The organism is Streptomyces inhibens (assembly GCF_022221585.1).
GTDB classification, from domain to species: domain Bacteria; phylum Actinomycetota; class Actinomycetes; order Streptomycetales; family Streptomycetaceae; genus Streptomyces; species Streptomyces inhibens.
This window is the reverse complement of sequence record NZ_CP084681.1, coordinates 4,215,145-4,232,380: the sequence shown is the minus strand read 5'-3', so window position 1 is coordinate 4,232,380 and position 17,236 is coordinate 4,215,145. Positions and strand designations below refer to the sequence as shown.

Here is a 17,236-nt window from a genome sequence, read left to right as displayed (position 1 = left end):
CGCCGCCCGCACCGGTCGCCGCGCGCCTCGCCGTTCAGAGCGGCCGCCTGTGGGCCCGCCACACGACCAGTGCGAGCACCATGGCGGCCAGCGCCAGCAGGATCCCCGCGCCGAGCCACTGCATCCCCGGCATCTGCGCGTAGTCGAAGTACTGGGTCACCCGGTTGACGATGCCCAGCTTGGCCCGGCAGGCCGTGGTGTCGCCGTTGACGCAGGTGCCGAAGCCGTAGAGCTTGCCGTCCGCGGTGGACACCCAGTCGTCGATCCGTACGGAGCCGCGCGGCAGGTCGGGGCCGCCGGCGTCGTACGGGTAGGTGACGCTGCGCAGCGTGCCGAGGTGGTCGCGTACCTTCTCCGACCAGATGACGGAGGTGACCGCGGCGAAGACCGCGGTGGCCGCCATCGCCGGCACCACCCGCTTGATCAGCATGCCGAGGGCGATACCGCAGGCGGTCAGGAACACGGTCGTGGCGACCGGGATCGGGCCGGTGCTCTCGAAGGCACCGCTCTGCAGCCAGTCGCCGCTCATCACCAGCTCATGGGCCGGCGACCAGAGCCAGGTGAAGGCGGCCGACAGCAGGGTGGTGCACAGCACCGCGACGGCCAGCGGCAGGCCGAGCGTGGCGGCGATCCAGCGGCCGCGGCTCACCGACTGGGTGGTGACCAGCCTGATGGTGCCGTGTTCCTGCTCGCCCGCGATCAGCGGTGCGCCGAGGAAGACGCCGATGACGAAGGGCAGGAACCGCAGGTACTGGGTGTCGCTGTTGAACATCGGGCCGAAGTTGCTCTGGAACTCGGTGAGCAGCCGTCCGTCCGCGCCCGGCGAGGAGCCCTTGGTGTGCAGGAAGTCCATGACGCCGATGCGCTGGTAGGCGAAGAGCGCGCAGCCCGCGACGGTCACCAGCAGGCCGGTGCGCAGGAGGGCGCGGTGCCGGCGCCAGACCAGCCAGGCCAGGCCGCGCGGCAGGCCGCGGCGGGGGGCGGCCGTCTCGGCGGGGACGCTCGCCGCGGCCGTGGCGCTCGTGGTGCGACGGGTGTCGGCGGGGCCGGCGGTGCTGTTCCTGCTCATGCGGCGGCCTCCTGCTGCCCGCCGTCGATCCGGGCCTCGTCGGAGATCAGGGTGGGCGCGTCGGGCGAGCGCAGATAGGCCAGCAGGACCTCCTCCATGCTCGGCGACAGCGTCTCCCAGCTGTCGGGGAGCGGGCCGCCCGGCCGCACCATTGCGGTGAACTGCCGTCCGGTGACCCGGGATTCGACCACCGTGTGCTGCCGCCGCAGTTCCTCGGGCACCCCGTCGTCGCCACTGGCCACGCCCGTCACCAGCATGTGCGCGGGCACCAGCTCCTCGGTCTGGCCGGCCATCCGCAGCCGGCCCTCGGAGAGGACGAGGAGGTAGTCACACATGACCTCGATCTCGGAGAGCATGTGGGACGACATCAGTACGGTCGTGCCGTGCTCGGCGGCCTCGGCCATCAGCAGGCCGGACAGCTCGTGCCGGGCGAGCGGGTCGAGGTCGGACATCGGCTCGTCGAGCAGCAGCAGCTCGGGCCGTTTGCCGAAGGCGAGGGCGAAGGCGATACGGGTGCGCTGACCGCCGGAGAGGGTGCCGATCCGGGCGGTGAAGGGCACATTTCCCGAGCGCACGATCCGCTCGGCCAGCGCCTGGTCCCAGCGCGGGTTCAGCTCGTGGCCGAGCCGCAGGGTCTCGGCCACGGTGAAGCGCGGGTAGAGCGGCTTGTCCTGCGCGAGGAAGGCGACCCGCTCCAGGACGGACGGGTCGGAGACCGGCACACCGAACAGCTTCAGCGTCCCGGTGGTGGGCTGCGTCAGCCGGGTCGCGGTGCTCAGGAAGGTGCTCTTGCCCGCGCCGTTGGGGCCGACGAGTGCGCAGATGTGGCCGGCGGGGAGCCGGAAGGAGCAGTCCCGCAGCGCCCAGCCGCGACGGTACTTCTTCCCCAGTCCTTCGGCCTCGATGGCCCATGGGCTCGGCTCGCTCACCCGGATCCCCCCTTTAGCTAGTTGATTAGTGGAATGAGTATGGAGAGCGGCCCGGATCCCTGTCAACAGAAGGGGACGGCCAGGGGCGCCCGCTCGGCGCCCCGTTCTCTCAGCCCGCGCTCACCAGCGACTTCGCCATGCACCGGCTGGCCTCATACGTCCGGTAAAGACCGAACTTCTTCACCGGCGCATAGCCGCTGGAGGCGTACAGCTCCAGCGCCTCGGGCTGCTTGATGCCGGTCTCCAGCACCATGCGGGAGCGCCCCGCGGCCCGCGCATCCGCTTCCAGGGCGGCCAGGATCCGCCGGGCCAGTCCCCGCCCGCGCGCCTCCGGGACCACGAACATCCGCTTGATCTCGGCGTCGCCTGTGGCGTATCCCTCGTTCGCGTCCTCCTGGAGCCGCCACCCGCCGGTGGCCAGCGGCCGGCCCTCGTCGTACGCGATCAGATACGTACCGTTCGGAGGGGCGAACATCGCCGGGTCCAGCGGCGTCATATCGCCGTCGCCGTAGCGCCGGACGTACTCCTGCTGGACCAGTGCGTCGAGCGTGACCGCGTCGGGGTGGTCATAGCGGACGGGGCGTATCTCCATTCCAGAAATCGTACGGGTGAGCGGGTGGGCGACGCGACGAGGTCCGGGGGATGGGTATCGTGCCCGGATGCTCACCGTGACCTCTGTGAATGTGAACGGGCTGCGCGCCGCGGCCAAGAAGGGCTTCGTCCCGTGGCTGGCGGAGACCGCGGCCGATGTGCTGTGCCTGCAGGAGGTACGGGCCGAGACCGCCCAGCTGCCGGAGGAGGTGCGCGAGCCGTCGGGCTAGCACACCGTGCACGCCCCGGCCGCCGCCAAGGGCCGGGCCGGTGTCTCCCTCTACACCCGGCGGGAGCCGGACCGCGTCCAGGTCGGCTTCGGCTCGTCGGAATTCGACACCAGCGGCCGGTACGTCGAGGCGGACCTGCCCGGCGTGACCGTCGCCAGTCTCTATCTGCCCTCCGGCGAGGTCGGCACCGAGCGCCAGGACGAGAAGGAACGCTTCATGGCGGAATTCCTGCCGTACCTCGTCGAGCTGCGTAAGCGCTCCGCGGCCGACGGCCGGGAGGTCGTGGTGTGCGGCGACTGGAACATCGCCCACCAGGAGGCCGACCTCAAGAACTGGAAGGCCAACCAGAAGAAGTCCGGCTTCCTCCCCGAGGAGCGCGCCTGGCTGACCGATGTCCTCGACGAGACCCGCGGCGGCTACGTGGACGTCGTCCGTGCCCTCCACCCGGACACCGAGGGCCCGTACTCATGGTGGTCCTACCGGGGCCGCGCCTTCGACAATGACGCGGGCTGGCGGATCGACTACCAGATGGCCACCCCGGGCCTCGCCCGACGCGCGGTGAAGGCGTATGTGGAGCGGGCGGCCAGTTATGACCAGCGGTGGAGCGATCATGCGCCCGTGACGGTCGCATTTGATCTCTAGGTGCAGGAGGCCAGGACGTTGCCGACGCTGTCCCTGGGTTGTGATGCGGGCGGTTGACGGTCGAGGGCCGGGGCGTGCGGCGATGATCTGCTGCGGTGCACGATGCGTCTCGCCGGTCGGGTCGATGGGCGGGTGCGACAGCGCTCGATGAGCCTGCGGCGCCCTTCCGGGGGCGGGGTGTTGCGGTGAGTCATGCGACCCGGACGTCTTCGGCCGACGCGGCGGGCTCAGGGGCGGACACATGTATCCGTTTGGGCAGCAAGAGCGGGGTGGCGAGCAGGAGAACGCCGGACATGGTGATCGCGGCGAGCGGGCTGGTGAGTGTGGCGAGAATGCCCCAGATCACCATCAGGGCAGCTTGTAGGAGTTTGCTGGTGGCACTCCATGTACTGAGGACTCGGGCGGTGTGATCCGCGGGAGTGCGTTGCAGGCGTTCTGTCGCGTAGATCGGATTGAAGATGCCCATGCAGGTGATCAGCAGGCCCTCGACGATGATCACGGTGAGGAGTCCGGGGATGCCGGGACGGACGAACGTGAGACCGAGCGGGAAGAGCGATCGCAGCCAGCCGGAGACGATCATGACCCGGTGCCGGCCGTAGCGGGTCACGAGGCGCGCGGAGAGGCGGGCGCCCACGAAGCCGCCGAGTGCCGGAATGCCGAAGGCAAGACCGTATTGCCAGGCCGGGAAGTGGTACTGGCCCAGCAGGAGGACGGACAGGAGCGGGGCGGTGGCCATGATCAGGCCGCCGACCAGGATCTGGTTGAGGAACAGGCGCCTCAGTGCGGGGTCGCGGAGGATGAACCGCCAGCCGCCGAGAAGGTCGGCTCCGCGCAACCTGGTGGCCCGGCCGCGGGGTGCCGCGACGTCGCCTCCGCGGATGCGGAGGACCCCGAGCGCGGACAGCAGGTAGCTGAGGGCGTCGGCCATGACGGTGATGACCGGGCCGAGCAACCCTATGAGTGCACCACCGAGGGGCGGGCCCGCCGCGGTCGCCATCCAGCTCGTGCCCTCGAATCTCCCGTTCGCCACAAGGAGGTGATCGCTCCGGACGAGATACTTCAGATACGCGCCGGATGCGGCGGTGAAGGCGATGCTCGCGGTCCCGGAGATGACCGAGACGACCAGCAGTTGGCCGTAGGAAAGCGAGCCGAGGACGTACGCGATCGGGACACTTGCCATCGCGACGAACCGGATCAGGTCCATCGCGATCATCACCGGACGCTTGGCCCGGTGCTCAACCCACGGCCCGAGCGAGAACGCGACAATCGCCGCGACGGCAAGCCCGGCCGCCTCCAGGAGCGACACCGCGAATGCCGGCGAGTGCAGCACTCGAACCGCGATCAGCGGGAACGCGCCGAAGGCGATCCACGTGCCGTATGTACTGACGGCGTAGGCCGACCACAGCCAACCGAAACTGCGCCCCAACTGCACGCGCATGCGACTCCCTCGCGACAACCGATGTTCGGGTCTCGGAATCACACCGGCCGCACCGTCGCGGGATCAAACAACCGACTCCCGGGCGAGCCACAACCATCAGTTGGGCATGTTTATGCTGGATCAATGGATACCGAGGCGGTGCGCTCGTTCGTCCGCGCGGCCGAGCTCGGACAGCTGCAACACGCGGCCGACGAGCTGGGCGTCACGCAACAGGCCGTGTCGAAGCGGATCGCAACCCTGGAGCGTGAACTCGACGTCCGGTTGTTCACCCGCACCGCCCGAGGGGTCGAGCTGACACTCGACGGCCAAGCCTTCCTCCCGCACGCCCGGACCATCATCACGGGTGTCGATCGCGCCGTCACCGCGACCAGGCCGGGCTCGCGGGCCCTTCGGATCGACGTTCTCGGCCTGCGATCCGCGCAGGCCGTCATCCTGCACGACTATTGGCGGTCGCATCCCGAAACCGATCTCGACGTGGTGACCCTCAAGGCCAACGACCCGCGCGTGGCGGTCACCGCCGTCCAAGCGGGCGATATCGACGCCTCGTTCCGCTCGGTCACCGACCCGGCCACACTGCCGCGCGACGTGCAAATGATCCACGCGTTCCACTCCCCGCTGGAACTGGTCGTCGGCCCGAGGCACCCGCTCGCCTCCGCACGCACACTGACACCGTCGCAGCTGCGCCGGCACCGGATCTGGGTGCCGGGTATCGCGCCGCGAAGCGAATGGGCGGAGTTCTACGATCAGCTCGCCACCGACTTCGACCTCCGCATCGACGCCGCGGGCCCGAACTTCGGCAACGAGGTACTCCTCGACATCCTCGCGGACTCCGCAGACGTGGCAACCCTCGTTGGCTCGCGCGACCGGTACATCTGGCCGACGAACCACGACCTGCGCCGCATCCCGATCGTGAATCCGACCCTCGCATACCCGATCTCGCTCATCCTCCCCCGAGCGAATCCACACCCAGGACTCCGGGCAATCATCAACCACTTCGGAAACCTGGCACCGCTCCCCGAGACAGCCTGGCTCCCCTCCTGGGCAACGACACCACGCCGCAGTGACGGAAACATCGACCACACCCGACGCTAACGGTCGCTTCCAGCAGCACAGCGCCTCTGGGGCCGGGAAGGGGTGGCCGGGAAAGCGGAACGGCCCGCCGGGTTTCGACGGGCCGTCACCGGGGGGTGTGGCGTGTCAGTTGTGCTGACGAATATCAGGCGGCGCGGAAGAACTTCACGTAGCCACCGTTGTCCGGGCGCTCGAACCAGCCCCGGAAGGCCCAGTTGATGTAGCCGCCGTCGCCCTTGTTCGTGAACTCGCCGTCCTCGAACACCCAGATCCCGTAGACGACACCGTCGTAGGTGGCGGAGCCGTACGCCTTGACGCCGTTGAAGTGGTCCTCATAGCCCTGGCTGAGGTTGTGCACCATGACGTTGTACTGACCACCGCTCGCGTAGAACGCGGACTCCATAAGGTTTTTGACGAAGCCCTCGCGATTCTGGGCGGTCTTGATCGACGCCTCGATCTTGTTGGCTATGCCGAGAACGTCGACATTGAAGTTCAGGTTGGCGTTGGCACCGACGTCGACCGGCGAATCGCCCGCCGCCGCTGCGGCGGTGGCCGGGGCGGCCATCGCCGTTGCCGGGAAGGCGGCACCCGTTGCGGTGAGGGCGGCGCACAGGGCTGCCGTGGCAAGGCCCTTCTTCACCAGGTTCTTCGTGGACATGGTTCTCCTCCATGGGTCGGATGGAAGTCCTCTCCGGCACCCGACTGGTCTCTCGGGTGCCGGAGATCTGGTCCGGGCAGCCGCCAGGGGATTGCCGCTGCGACCGGCTCAGGAACGATGTTCAGCCGCCTCGCTCACGATCTGCTCACATCGTGCTCATGGAGTCCGCATGCTTCGCTGACTTTCCGTCAATTCACTGACCATGTCCATATAGTGAGAGCGGGGGAGTAAAACGGAACCCTGTGTTCCCCTATGTGGTCTTTGCTGATAAAGGCGGGGTTCGCTGTCCGCTCATTCGGCAGCATGCACTTGAGGGCGCGATGATTCAGTTGCGGCTACTAGGGCCGGTTGAAATCGAGTTGAACAATGGTCGACTACTGAGTCTGGGGGCGGGCCGCATACGCACGGTGGCCGCCGTGCTGATCAGCGAGGTCAATCAGGTGATCCCTGTGAACAGGTTGATCGACCTGGCCTGGGACGCGGATCCGCCGGCCCGTGCGAGAGGCGTGGTCCACAACCATGTGCACCGGCTGCGGCAGCTGCTGGCCGGCCATGCCGAGCTCGCCACGCGGGGGCAGGGATACGTCCTGGTCGCCGATCCGTACGCGGTGGACGTCCGCCGGTTCAAGGACCTGGTCTCCGGCGCCCGGGAGGCCGAGCCACGGACCGCGGTCTCGATGCTGCGCCAGGCCCTTGGGCTGTGGCGTGGTGATGCGCTGGCGGATGTGCCCGGCAACCGGGTACGCCGGACGCTGGGCATCGGCCTGGCCCAGGCGCGGGTGGCCGCGCTGCAAGAGCTCGGTGCGAAGCTGTTGCAGCTCGGCCGGTACGGGGAGCTGGTCACGGAGCTGACCTCGTGGATCACCCAGGATCCGCTGCACGAGGAGCTGACCGCGCTGCTGATGCGCGCCCTGCAGGCGAGCGGCCGGCAGGCCGAGGCCCTCGACCACTACCACCGGGCCCGCAGGCGCCTGAAGGACCAGCTGGGCATCGACCCCGGTCCGGCGCTCAGCGAGGCCTACCTGGCGGTGCTCGGCGGGAGCAGCGCCGCCGCGCCGTATGTCTCCGCCCGGCCGCCGGCCGCGCCGTCGCTCATCGCGCCGTACGTCTCCGGTCACCGGCCGGATCCGCCGCCCCGGATCGCCCAACTGCCGCCGGAAATCGGGGACTTCTGTGGCCGGGCACGGGAGCTCGCGGTGCTGGACCAGAAGCTGGACCGCGTACCGCGACCGAACTGTGTGGTGCTCGCGGGCGGGGGCGGGACCGGCAAGACCACGCTGGCGGTGCAGTGGGCGCACCGGCTCAAGGCCGAGTTCCCCGACGGACAGCTCTTCGCCGATCTGCGGGGCTTCGAGCGTCCGCCGATGCGGGCGGGCACCGTTCTGTCGACGTTTCTGCTGGCCCTGGGGGTCCCGGAAGCGAAGATCCCCGATTCCGTGACGGAGCGGGCAGCGCTCTACCGTTCGCAGCTCGCCGGACGGCGGATGCTCGTCCTGCTCGACAATGCCGGAACCGCCGACCAGACGCGCCCGCTCCTGCCCGCGACGCCGGGCTGTCTGGCCGTGGTGACCAGCCGAAGGCGGCTGAGCGGGCTGGTGATCCGTGACGGGGCCGGCCTGGTCACGGTGGGGCCGCTCGCCCGCGGCGATGCCCTGCAACTGCTGGGCAATGCGCTGGGGCGGCAGCGCATCGAGGCGGACGGAGAGGCGGCCGAGGCACTCGTCGAGCGATGCGACAGACTCCCGCTGGCGCTGCGGATCGCCGCGGCACGGCTGATGGCCCACCCCGAATGGTCACTGGGGTGCTGGACGGGGAAGCTGGCCGATGAGCGCCGTCGGCTGCAGGAGCTGTCCACACACGATGCCGATCTGTCCGTGGAGGCCAACCTCTATCTGAGCTACCGAGCGCTGTCGAGCGGGGCCGCCCGGCTCTTCCGCATCCTCGGGCTGCACCCCGGCCCCTGTGTGGGTGTCCACGACGCCGCGGCGCTGGCCGGACGGGACGTCGAGCGCACCCGGCGTCACCTCGCCGAGCTGTGTGACGCCCACCTTCTCGAAGAGCAGGTCCAGGGGCACTATGTGCGGGCCGAGCTGGTGCGCATCTATGCCGCGCAGCTCGCCGCGTCGGAGGAGTCGCGGGCCGATCACGACCTCGCCGTGCGGCGCCTGCTGGAGCACTTCGCGCAGCGCCGGCCGTCGCACGGCTGAGCAGGGGCCGTCCGGCGCCCGGCGGTCACGGCCCCTGCCTGTCCTTCTCCCCCTATCCGTCCTTCTCCCCCTGCTCCCGCAGCCACTCCGCCAGCTCCGCCCGGACGCGGCGGTCCATGGCCATGGAGAGTTCGGCCTCGACCACGCCCTTGGACAGGGGGCGGAGCTTTTCGATGGTCTCGGCCATGTGGTGGACCTCTTGGGGGGTGGGGGGTTCGCCCGTGCCGGCGCGTTCGAGGACGTCGGCGAGGACGTGGGTGCGGATGAGGGTGGTGAAGATGTCGGCGAGGGCGTCGGCATGGGCGCGTACCCGGCGGCCGGCTTCCAGGACGGCGGCCAGCGGAATGCCCTTGTGCACGAGTTCGGTGGAGGCGTCCAGGAGGCGGCGGCTGATGTGGACGAACTCGTCGCCGTCCACGGCGAGATAGCCGATGTCCAGGGACGCGGTGAGGTTCTCGGCGGTGATGTCCTGGCTGAAGTGGTCGGCGAGTTCCTCGGGGGTGAGGCGTACCGGGGTCTCCTCGGACCAGGGCGGGACGAAGGGGTTCTGCAGGCCGAGGAGTTCGCCCACGTCGCGGCCGGATTCGAAGGCGGAGAGGAGTTCGGCGATGCCGCCTAGGGTGTGGCCGCGCTCCAGGAGGGCGCCGATGGTGCGCAGGCGGGCGAGGTGGTGCTCGTTGTACCAGGCGATCCGGCCCTCGCGGCGCGGTGGCGGGATGAGCTTGCGCTCGCGGTAGAAGCGCAGCGTACGGACCGTGATGCCGGCTTCCTCGGCCAGGTCGGCCATGCGGAATTCGCGCGCGGGGCGGGGGTGGGCTGTGGTTTCCGCGCGCTCGTCCTCGGTGTTCTCGTTCGCTGCCACGGGGTCAGCCTATGCCGGGGAGGTGACACCGGGCCGTGGTGCGACCGGTGGTAACTCGTGCCGCGCGACCCCTACCGCTCGGTACGTAGCTGCCCTACTCTCCCAACTGTGCCAGTGATTGCTGGCGCAATTGGGGCCGGAAAGATGCAGTGAAGAACGTCGAACTCGGGAGGCGGCGGGATGGCCGAGCGCGAGCACAAGCATGTGCGGGTGGCGGTGATCGGATCGGGTTTCGGTGGACTGGGGGCGGCGGTACGGCTGCGGCGCCAGGGAATCACCGACTTCGTGGTCCTGGAGCGGGCCGACTCGGTGGGTGGTACCTGGCGGGACAACAGCTATCCGGGGTGCGCATGCGATGTGCCCTCGCATCTGTACTCGTTCTCCTTCGCACCCAACCCGGAGTGGCCGCGGAACTTCTCCGGGCAGCCGCACATCCGCGCGTACCTGGAGCGGGTGACGGACACCTTCGGACTGCGACCGCACCTCCGCTTCAACTCGGAGGTACACAGCCTGCGGTGGAACGGCGAGGAGCTGCACTGGGAGGTCGAGACGGCGAGCGGGCCGCTGACGGCGGATGTGGTCGTCTCCGCGACCGGGCCGCTGTCGGATCCCAAGGTTCCCGACATTCCGGGGCTGGACGGCTTCCCCGGCAAGGTTTCGCACTCCGCGCGCTGGGACCATGACTACGACCTGCGGGGCAAGCGCGTTGCCATGATCGGCACCGGGGCGTCCGCGATCCAGATAGTCCCGGCCATCCAGCCGGACGTGGAGCGCCTCACGCTCTTCCAGCGCACCCCGCCCTGGGTGCTGCCGCGCGCCGACCGCAAGATCAGCACGGCCGAGAAATGGCTGCACACCAAGCTGCCGGCGACCCGGGCGGCTCGCCGCGGTCTGCTGTGGGGCCTCAGGGAACTGCAGGTCAGCGCGTTCACCAAGCGCCCCAATGAGCTGGGACCGATCGAGTACCTGGCCAGGAACCATATGAAGAAGGCGGTCAAGGACCCGGCGCTGCGGGCGGCGCTGACGCCCGACTACCGCATCGGTTGCAAGCGGATCCTGCTGTCCAACACCTATTACCCCGCGCTGGCGCAGCCGAATGTGGACGTCGTGGCGGCCGGGCTGAAGGAGGTGCGGGGCAGCACTCTGGTGGGATCCGACGGGAGCGAGGCGGAGGCCGACGCGATCGTTTTCGGCACCGGGTTCCATGTGACGGACATGCCGATCGCGCAGCGCGTCACGGGGGCCGACGGCACGACGCTGGCGGAGGAGTGGAAGGACGGGATGGAGTCGCTGCGGGGTGCCAGCGCGGCCGGGTTCCCGAACTTCCTGACCATCATCGGGCCCAACACCGGCCTCGGGAACAGCTCGATGATTCTGATGATCGAGGCGCAGCTGAACTACCTGGGGGACTTCATGCGGCAACTGGACATCCTCGGCGGCAAGATCGCGCTCAGCGCCCGGCCGTCCGCGGTGAAGGAGTGGAACCGCAAGCTCCAGCAGCGGATGGAGCGCACGGTGTGGAACACCGGCGGCTGCGACAGCTGGTACCTGGACGCGAACGGCCGCAACACCACCGTCTGGCCGGGCACGACCTCGGAGTTCAAGAAGGTGACCCGGCAGGTCGATCTCGCCGAGTACGAAGTGCTCAGGCCACCCAAGAAGCCGGTCGTCACGCCCGTTGGCACGCCCGCGGAGGTGGCCGCATGAGCCGCCGGCCCGCGCATGTCACGAGTGGTCCGTACGCCCCGCCGGTGCCGCGCACCACGCTGACCGTCACCTCCGCCGACGGTGCCCGGCTGTACGCCGAGATCCACGGGCCCGAGCACGCCCCCGCCGTCGTCCTGGCACACGGCTGGACCTGTTCCACCGCCTTCTGGGCCCCGGTCGTCCGCGACCTGGCCGCCGACCACAAGGTCGTCGTCTACGACCAGCGGGGGCACGGCCGCAGCCCGGCCCCCGGCCCGGCGGGCCACAGCACCCATGCCCTCGCCGACGACCTGGTCGCCGTACTGGAGGCGGCCCTGGAGCCTGGCGAACGCGCCGTCGTGGGCGGCCACTCCATGGGCGGCATGACGATCATGGCCGCCGCCGAGCGTCCGCAGCTGCGCGAGCGGGCCGCGGCCGCCCTGCTGTGCAGCACCGGCAGCGCCGATCTGCCCGCCGAATCCCGGGTGTTCGCGCTCCGCAGCCCGCAGGGGCGGCGCCTTGCGCACCGGCTGATGCTGCGCTCCCGCGCCCCGCTCGGCCCCGTGTCACCGCTCGCCAAACGCGCCCTGAAGTACGCCACCATGGGCAAGGGGTCCACCGCCGAGCAGATCGAGGCCTGTGCCCGCATCGTGCACGCCTGCCCGGCGGGCGTACGGGCCCGCTGGGGCAATGTGCTGGCCGGTCTGGAGCTGACCGGCGGGGTGAGCAAGCTGGAGATGCCGACCGCGGTCATCGCGGGCACCGCCGACCGGCTCACGCCACTCGTGCACGCCCGCCGGATGGCCTCCGTACTCCCCGACTTCCGCGGCCTGACCGAACTGCCGGGGCTGGGACATATGACACCGATCGAGGACCCGGGCGCGGTCTCCGGACGGCTTCGCGCACTCGTACAGGACCATCTGCGGGTGCCCGGCACCGACGCCGCCGCGGCCCCCGCCGAAGCCCCCCGGGGCAAGCGGCAGAAGAAGGAGAAGACGGCATGAGTACGAGGAGCCTGGAGGGGCAGGTCGTCGTCGTGACCGGCGCGGCACGCGGGGTCGGTGCGCTGCTGGCCCGCAAGCTGTCGGCGCGCGGCGCCACCCTGGCGCTGGTCGGTCTGGAGCCGGACGAACTGCGCGGTGTCGCGGCCGCGCTGCACGGCCCGGCGCACCACTGGCACGCCGATGTCACCGACCACGAGGCGATGGCCCGGGTCGCGGGCGAGGTCAAGGACCGCTTCGGGAAGGTCGATGTGGTCGTCGCCAACGCCGGGGTGGCGACCGGCGGCCCGTTCGTCGACTCCGATCCGGTCGCCTGGAAGCGGGTCATCGAGGTCAACCTCATAGGCGGCGCGGTCACCGGCCGCGCCTTCCTGCCCGTACTGATGGAGTCCCGCGGCTACTTCCTGCAGATCGCCTCGCTGGCCGCGATCACCCCGGCGCCGATGATGACCGCGTACTGCGCGTCCAAGTCGGGCGTGGAGGCGTTCGCGCACAGCCTGCGCGCCGAGGTCGGCCACCGGGGCGTACGGGTCGGCGTCGGCTATCTGAGCTGGACCGACACCGACATGGTGCGCGGGGCCGACCAGGACGACCTCATGCGCGAGCTGCGCTCCCGGCTGCCCTGGCCGTCGAACAAGACCTATCCGCCGGGCCCCGCCGTCGACCGGATCGTCGCGGGTATCGAGCGCCGCTCGGCGCATGTCTACGGGCAGTGGTGGCTGCGCGGAATGCAGTCGCTGCGCGGGTATCTGCCGGCGGTCATCGGGTCGGTGGGCCAGCGCGAAATGCGGCGGTTCGGGGACCGGCTGGACGGGATGCGGGTGGGGCTGCTCGGCGCGGGCGGGGAGGCCGACGAGAAGGCACGCGCGGACCGCTGAGGCAACCCTGTGCGTCACGGAACGTAGTCATTCGTGATCGAAATGCGAGCAATGTCCGGGCGTGTCACGCTGGTCGAGGCCCAACCCCCCTACACCCCACTAGGAGTGAACAGCATGGGCATCAAGGACCAGTTCGAGGACAAGGCCAACGAGCTCAAGAACCAGGCCAACAAGGCCATGGGCAGCGCTCGCGACGACGCCAACGAGCGCAGCCGGCGCGAGGAGCAGGAGCGCAGCCGTCGCCAGGGTGGCCAGGAGCGCGACCCGCAGCGTGACCGCGGCCAGCAGGGCCGTCGGACCGCTCAGGACGCGCTGGACGACGCCGAGGGTCGCTTCCAGAGCTGACGTGGCACGTTCTGAACGGCACGCGTGGCGACGTACGCGCCATGCGTGAAGGGCGCACCCGGTCGACCGGGTGCGCCCCACCAGTTTCCCCCCGTGACCTCTGCGGACCCCCGTAACCCCGCACGCCGCAAGGCCAGTTGGCGACCTTGAGTCTCTTCGGCCGATCGGCGGGTCAGGCGCCGGCCGCCTCGGCCGTGTCCTCCCCGCTCCGCGGCGGCAGCGCGGGCCGCCGGAGGTCCGGTACGTCCGACAGGTCCGGAGGCGTCGCCGCCGGATGCCGCTCCAGCAGCTCCAGTGCCGTACGGATCGCCACGCCCAGCTGCGGATGCCGGCCCTCGGCCCAGTGCAGCGGGGAGCGCAGCGCCTCGATGTCGACCTCGACGCCGTGGTTCTCCACGCCCCAGCCGTAGAGCCGGAACCACGCGGCGTTCATCGGCACGGTGATCGTGGTGCCGTCGCCGAGCCGGTGGCGGCCGGTCATCCCGACCACCCCGCCCCAGGTGCGCATGCCGACCACCGGGCCGATGCCCTGGAGCTTGAAGGCCGCGGTGATCATGTCGCCGTCGGACGAGGTCATCTCGTCGGCGACCGCGACGACCGGGCCGCGCGGCGCGTTGCTGGTGTACGAGACGGGCTCGGCGTCGCGGGTCAGATCCCAGCCCATGATGGTGCGGGTCAGCTTCTCGATCACCAGCTCGGAGATATTGCCGCCCGCGTTGCCCCGTACGTCCACGATCAGCGCCGGCCGGGAGACCTCCATCCGCAGATCGCGGTTGAACTGCGCCCAGCCCGAGCCGCCCATGTCGGGGATGTGCAGATAGCCGCACCGGCCGCCGCTCAACTCCCGTACCACCGCGCGGCGTTTGGCCACCCAGTCCTGATAGCGCAGCGGCCGCTCGTCGACCAGCGGGACCACCGCGACCCGGCGCGCATGGCCGTTGCCCTCGGCCGGTGAGAAGGTCAGCTCGACGGTGGTGTTGCCGGCCGCGGACAGCAGCGGATACGGGCCGGCCACCGGGTCCACCGGGCGGCCGTCGACATGGGTGAGCGCCGCGCCCTCGCGGATGCCCGTACCGGCCAGCGGGGAGCGGGCCTTGGAGTCCGAGGACTCACCGGGCAGGATCCGCTGCACCACCCAACGGCCGTCCCGGCAGACGAAGTTGGCGCCGAGCAGGCCCATGGCGCGCTGGTAGTGCGGCGGCCCCTCGTTGCGCCGGGCGCCGGCGACATAGGCGTGCGAGGTGCCCAGCTCGCCCAGCACCTCACGCAGCAGATCGGCGAACTCGTCGGGAGAGGCGACCCGTTCGAGCAGCGGCCGGTACTGCGCGAGCACCGCGTCCCAGTCGATGCCGCACATCCCCGGCTCCCAGAAGTACGCCCGGACGAGACGGCCCGCCTCCTCGAACGCCTGGTGCCACTCCGCCGCGGGGTCCACGTCGTGCAGGATGCGCCGCAGGTCCAGGAAGACCGTCGAATCGCTGTCCGGCGGCTCGGTCGCCGGCACCGCGCGCAGCTCGCCCTCGTCGTGGACGACCAGCCGCGTTCCGTCGCCGCTGAGCGCGAACTCCTCCAGGGAGCTGGTGAGTTCGGTGCGCCGTGCCTTGGTCAGGTCGAAGTGTTCGAGGGTGGGCTTGCCGGAGGTCTTGTCGGGATCGGCGAAGGTCTCGCCCAGCGCGCCGGAGATCGGCCAGCGCAGCCAGACCAGCCCGCCGCCGCTGACCGGCTCCAGGGAGGAGTACTTGGACGCCGCGACCGGGAAGGGCGTGACGCGGTTCTCCAGCCCCTCCACCTCCACCAGCACCGTCCCCTCTCCGGCCGGCGGAGGACTCTCGTCCGGGTCCAGGCCGCCCGCCGCGGGCCGGCCCTCCGGGGACAGCGCGAAGGGGGAGGGGGTCGCCGATGACAGCGGTACGAGATAGGGGCGGCAGCCCAGCGGGAAGGACAGATCGCCGGTGTGCACGTCGTAGACCGGGTCGAAGCCGCGCCACGACAGGAACGCCAGGTAGCGGCCGTCACGGGTGAAGACCGGCTGCTCGTCCTCGAACCGGCCGTTGGTGACGTCCACGATGTGCCGGTCGGCCAGCCGGGCCATCTTGATCTGCCGCAGCGAACGGCCGATACCGGGGTGCGACCAGGTCAGCCAGCGCGAGTCGGGGGAGAACGCCAGGTCGCGGACCGGGCCGTTGGTGGAGCGGACCAGCTCGGTGACACCGCCGGCGGCCGTGCCCTCCCCGGCCTCGCCCTCCTCCGGGAGGGGCACGTCCACCAGCAGCAGCCGGCCGTCGTGCGCGGCCACCGCGAGGCGTTCGCCGTCCGGCGAGGAGGTCATCTCATGGACCCGGCCCAGCTCGCCGGCGGCCAGCCGGCGCGGTTCGCCCGGCGCGCTGGCCCGCGGCAGGTTGGTGATCTCGATGGCGTCATCGCCCTCGGCGTCGGTGACGTAGGCGATCCGGCCGGTGGTGCCCAGCATTTCGGGCAGCCGGACCCGTACGCCCGGGGTGTCGTGGATGGTCCGGGCCGGGCCGTCGCGGTGGGTGAGCCAGTAGAGGCTGCCGCGTACGCCGACCGCGCTGGCCCGCCCGGTGGAGTCCACCGCGACCGAGGCGACGTGGGAGGCGGCCGGGATCTGATAGCTGCGGCGGCCGGCCCGCGGGCCGCCCAGGCGCACCGCCAGCTTGCGCGGTACGGAGTCCGCGCTCAGCTCGTCGAGCAGCCAGATGTCGCCGGCGCACTGGTAGACGACGCGCGAGCCGTCGGTCGAGGCATGCCGGGCGTAGAAGTCGCCGTGGTCGGTGTGCCGGCGCAGATCGGTGCTGTCGGGCAGACAGGAGTAGACATTGGCGATGCCCTCGTGGTCGGAGAGGAACGCGATCCGGCCGCCGACGAACATCACCGAGTCCAGGTGCCCGTACAGCTCCGGCATCAGCCGGGTGCCGTGCAGCCACATCCGGCCCATCGCGCCGCCCCGGTAGCGCTTCCAGGAGGCGGGTTCGTGCGGCGGTTTGCCGCTGAGCAGGAGCGTGCGGCGCTCGCCCTCGATGTCGGCGACCGCGATGTCGGAGACCGGGCCCCAGGGCAGCTTGCCGCCGGGGCTGCCGTCGGTGGGCAGGCTGTAGGCCCACGAATAGTACGAGAACGGCTGGCCGTGCGAGGAGACCGCGAGGATCTGGGTGTGGCCCTCGTGGTCGGGGGGCGTCCAGCCGCAGACCCGGGCGTCCGTGCTGCCCCAGTACGTCAGCCGGCGGGCCGGGCCGCCGTCGACCGCCGCGAGATGGATCTCCGGGTCGAGGCTGCGCCAGGTGGTGAAGGCGATGTGCTGCCCGTCGGGGGAGAAGCGGGGGTGGCCGATGCGGGTCCGGTCGACGGTCAGCCGCCAGGCGCGGCCGGGCTCCTGGCCGTCCGGGGCGATCGTCGCCACCCACAGGTCGTCCTCGGCGGCGAAGCAGAGCAGCTCGCCGTGCAGATGCGGATAGCGCAGATACGAGCCGGGTGGCGGCCCCGGTCCGACCGGCATGCGGCGCAGCCGGCCGCGTGGCTTGGTGCGGTCCGGCTCCGGGCGAGGCCCGACGGCCTCGGGTGCATCGCTCACGCATCCATCGTTTCCGGCGGGGGTACGGGTGGCAACTCGG

13 protein-coding genes and 1 pseudogene are annotated in these 17,236 nt (G+C 70.6%); 7 read left to right on the top strand and 7 right to left on the bottom strand.

Annotation, left to right across the window (positions count from 1 at the left end; translation table 11 throughout):
* Positions 1 to 34 precede the first annotated feature (34 nt).
* The 3 genes from KI385_RS19225 to KI385_RS19215 form a co-directional block, all read right to left on the bottom strand.
* Positions 35 to 1,069, bottom strand: coding sequence for an ABC transporter permease subunit (locus tag KI385_RS19225; protein ID WP_238573393.1), 1,035 nt, complete (start codon positions 1,067 to 1,069; stop codon positions 35 to 37).
* Entirely contained in the window at positions 1,066 to 1,998 is a 933-nt protein-coding gene (locus tag KI385_RS19220; protein WP_238573392.1) for an ABC transporter ATP-binding protein, read from the bottom strand. Before KI385_RS19220 ends, KI385_RS19225 begins: the two co-directional genes overlap by 4 nt.
* 109 nt (positions 1,999 to 2,107) lie before the next feature.
* Positions 2,108 to 2,590 (bottom strand): GNAT family N-acetyltransferase, encoded by a 483-nt coding sequence (locus KI385_RS19215; protein ID WP_238573391.1) that lies wholly within the window; start codon positions 2,588 to 2,590, stop codon positions 2,108 to 2,110.
* 67 nt (positions 2,591 to 2,657) lie between these two features.
* Between KI385_RS19215 and KI385_RS19210 the strand changes: the two are divergent.
* A pseudogene (locus KI385_RS19210) lies at positions 2,658 to 3,461 on the top strand (exodeoxyribonuclease III).
* A gap of 190 nt (positions 3,462 to 3,651) precedes the next feature.
* Here KI385_RS19210 and KI385_RS19205 read toward each other — a convergent pair.
* Positions 3,652 to 4,899 carry an MFS transporter gene (locus KI385_RS19205; RefSeq protein WP_238573390.1) on the bottom strand — a complete coding sequence of 416 codons (1,248 nt, stop codon included), beginning with the start codon at positions 4,897 to 4,899 and terminating at the stop codon, positions 3,652 to 3,654.
* 123 nt (positions 4,900 to 5,022) lie between these two features.
* Between KI385_RS19205 and KI385_RS19200 the strand changes: the two genes are divergently transcribed.
* Positions 5,023 to 5,991, top strand: coding sequence for a LysR family transcriptional regulator (locus KI385_RS19200; protein WP_238573389.1), 969 nt, complete (start codon positions 5,023 to 5,025; stop codon positions 5,989 to 5,991).
* A 124-nt stretch (positions 5,992 to 6,115) separates the two neighbouring features.
* On the opposite strand, the gene KI385_RS19195 is transcribed toward KI385_RS19200, so the two are convergent.
* Complete coding sequence (locus tag KI385_RS19195) at positions 6,116 to 6,628, bottom strand: stress protein (protein ID WP_238573388.1); 513 nt, start codon at positions 6,626 to 6,628, stop codon at positions 6,116 to 6,118.
* A 416-nt stretch (positions 6,629 to 7,044) separates the two neighbouring features.
* Here KI385_RS19195 and KI385_RS19190 point away from each other — a divergent pair, with 416 nt between their 5' ends.
* The gene (locus KI385_RS19190; protein ID WP_238573387.1) at positions 7,045 to 8,835 is read left to right on the top strand and encodes an AfsR/SARP family transcriptional regulator; all 1,791 of its coding nucleotides are present in this window, start codon (positions 7,045 to 7,047) and stop codon (positions 8,833 to 8,835) included.
* A 52-nt stretch (positions 8,836 to 8,887) separates the two neighbouring features.
* Here the strand turns inward: KI385_RS19190 and KI385_RS19185 are convergent, their stop codons facing one another.
* The gene (locus KI385_RS19185) at positions 8,888 to 9,697 is read right to left on the bottom strand and encodes a MerR family transcriptional regulator (RefSeq protein ID WP_238573386.1); all 810 of its coding nucleotides are present in this window, start codon (positions 9,695 to 9,697) and stop codon (positions 8,888 to 8,890) included.
* Positions 9,698 to 9,877: 180 nt separating this feature from the next.
* Here KI385_RS19185 and KI385_RS19180 point away from each other — a divergent pair, with 180 nt between their 5' ends.
* From KI385_RS19180 to KI385_RS19165, 4 genes are read left to right on the top strand one after another with little or no spacing between them, the layout of a single operon-like run.
* Entirely contained in the window at positions 9,878 to 11,404 is a 1,527-nt protein-coding gene (locus KI385_RS19180) for a flavin-containing monooxygenase (RefSeq protein ID WP_238573385.1), read from the top strand.
* Positions 11,401 to 12,387: an alpha/beta fold hydrolase gene (locus KI385_RS19175; protein WP_238573384.1), complete on the top strand. Its 987-nt coding sequence runs from the start codon at positions 11,401 to 11,403 to the stop codon at positions 12,385 to 12,387. Before KI385_RS19180 ends, KI385_RS19175 begins: the two co-directional genes overlap by 4 nt.
* Positions 12,384 to 13,262 carry an SDR family oxidoreductase gene (locus KI385_RS19170; RefSeq protein WP_238573383.1) on the top strand — a complete coding sequence of 293 codons (879 nt, stop codon included), beginning with the start codon at positions 12,384 to 12,386 and terminating at the stop codon, positions 13,260 to 13,262. The genes KI385_RS19175 and KI385_RS19170 overlap by 4 nt, the downstream gene beginning before the upstream one ends.
* Positions 13,263 to 13,313: 51 nt before the next feature.
* On the top strand, positions 13,314 to 13,607 hold the full coding sequence (locus tag KI385_RS19165) for a hypothetical protein (protein ID WP_238573382.1): 294 nt from the start codon (positions 13,314 to 13,316) through the stop codon (positions 13,605 to 13,607).
* Positions 13,608 to 13,779: 172 nt separating this feature from the next.
* On the opposite strand, the gene KI385_RS19160 is transcribed toward KI385_RS19165, so the two are convergent.
* Positions 13,780 to 17,121, bottom strand: a complete 3,342-nt coding sequence (locus tag KI385_RS19160) for a S41 family peptidase (RefSeq protein ID WP_238577753.1) — start codon at positions 17,119 to 17,121, stop codon at positions 13,780 to 13,782.
* Between the last annotated feature and the right edge of the window lie 115 nt (positions 17,122 to 17,236).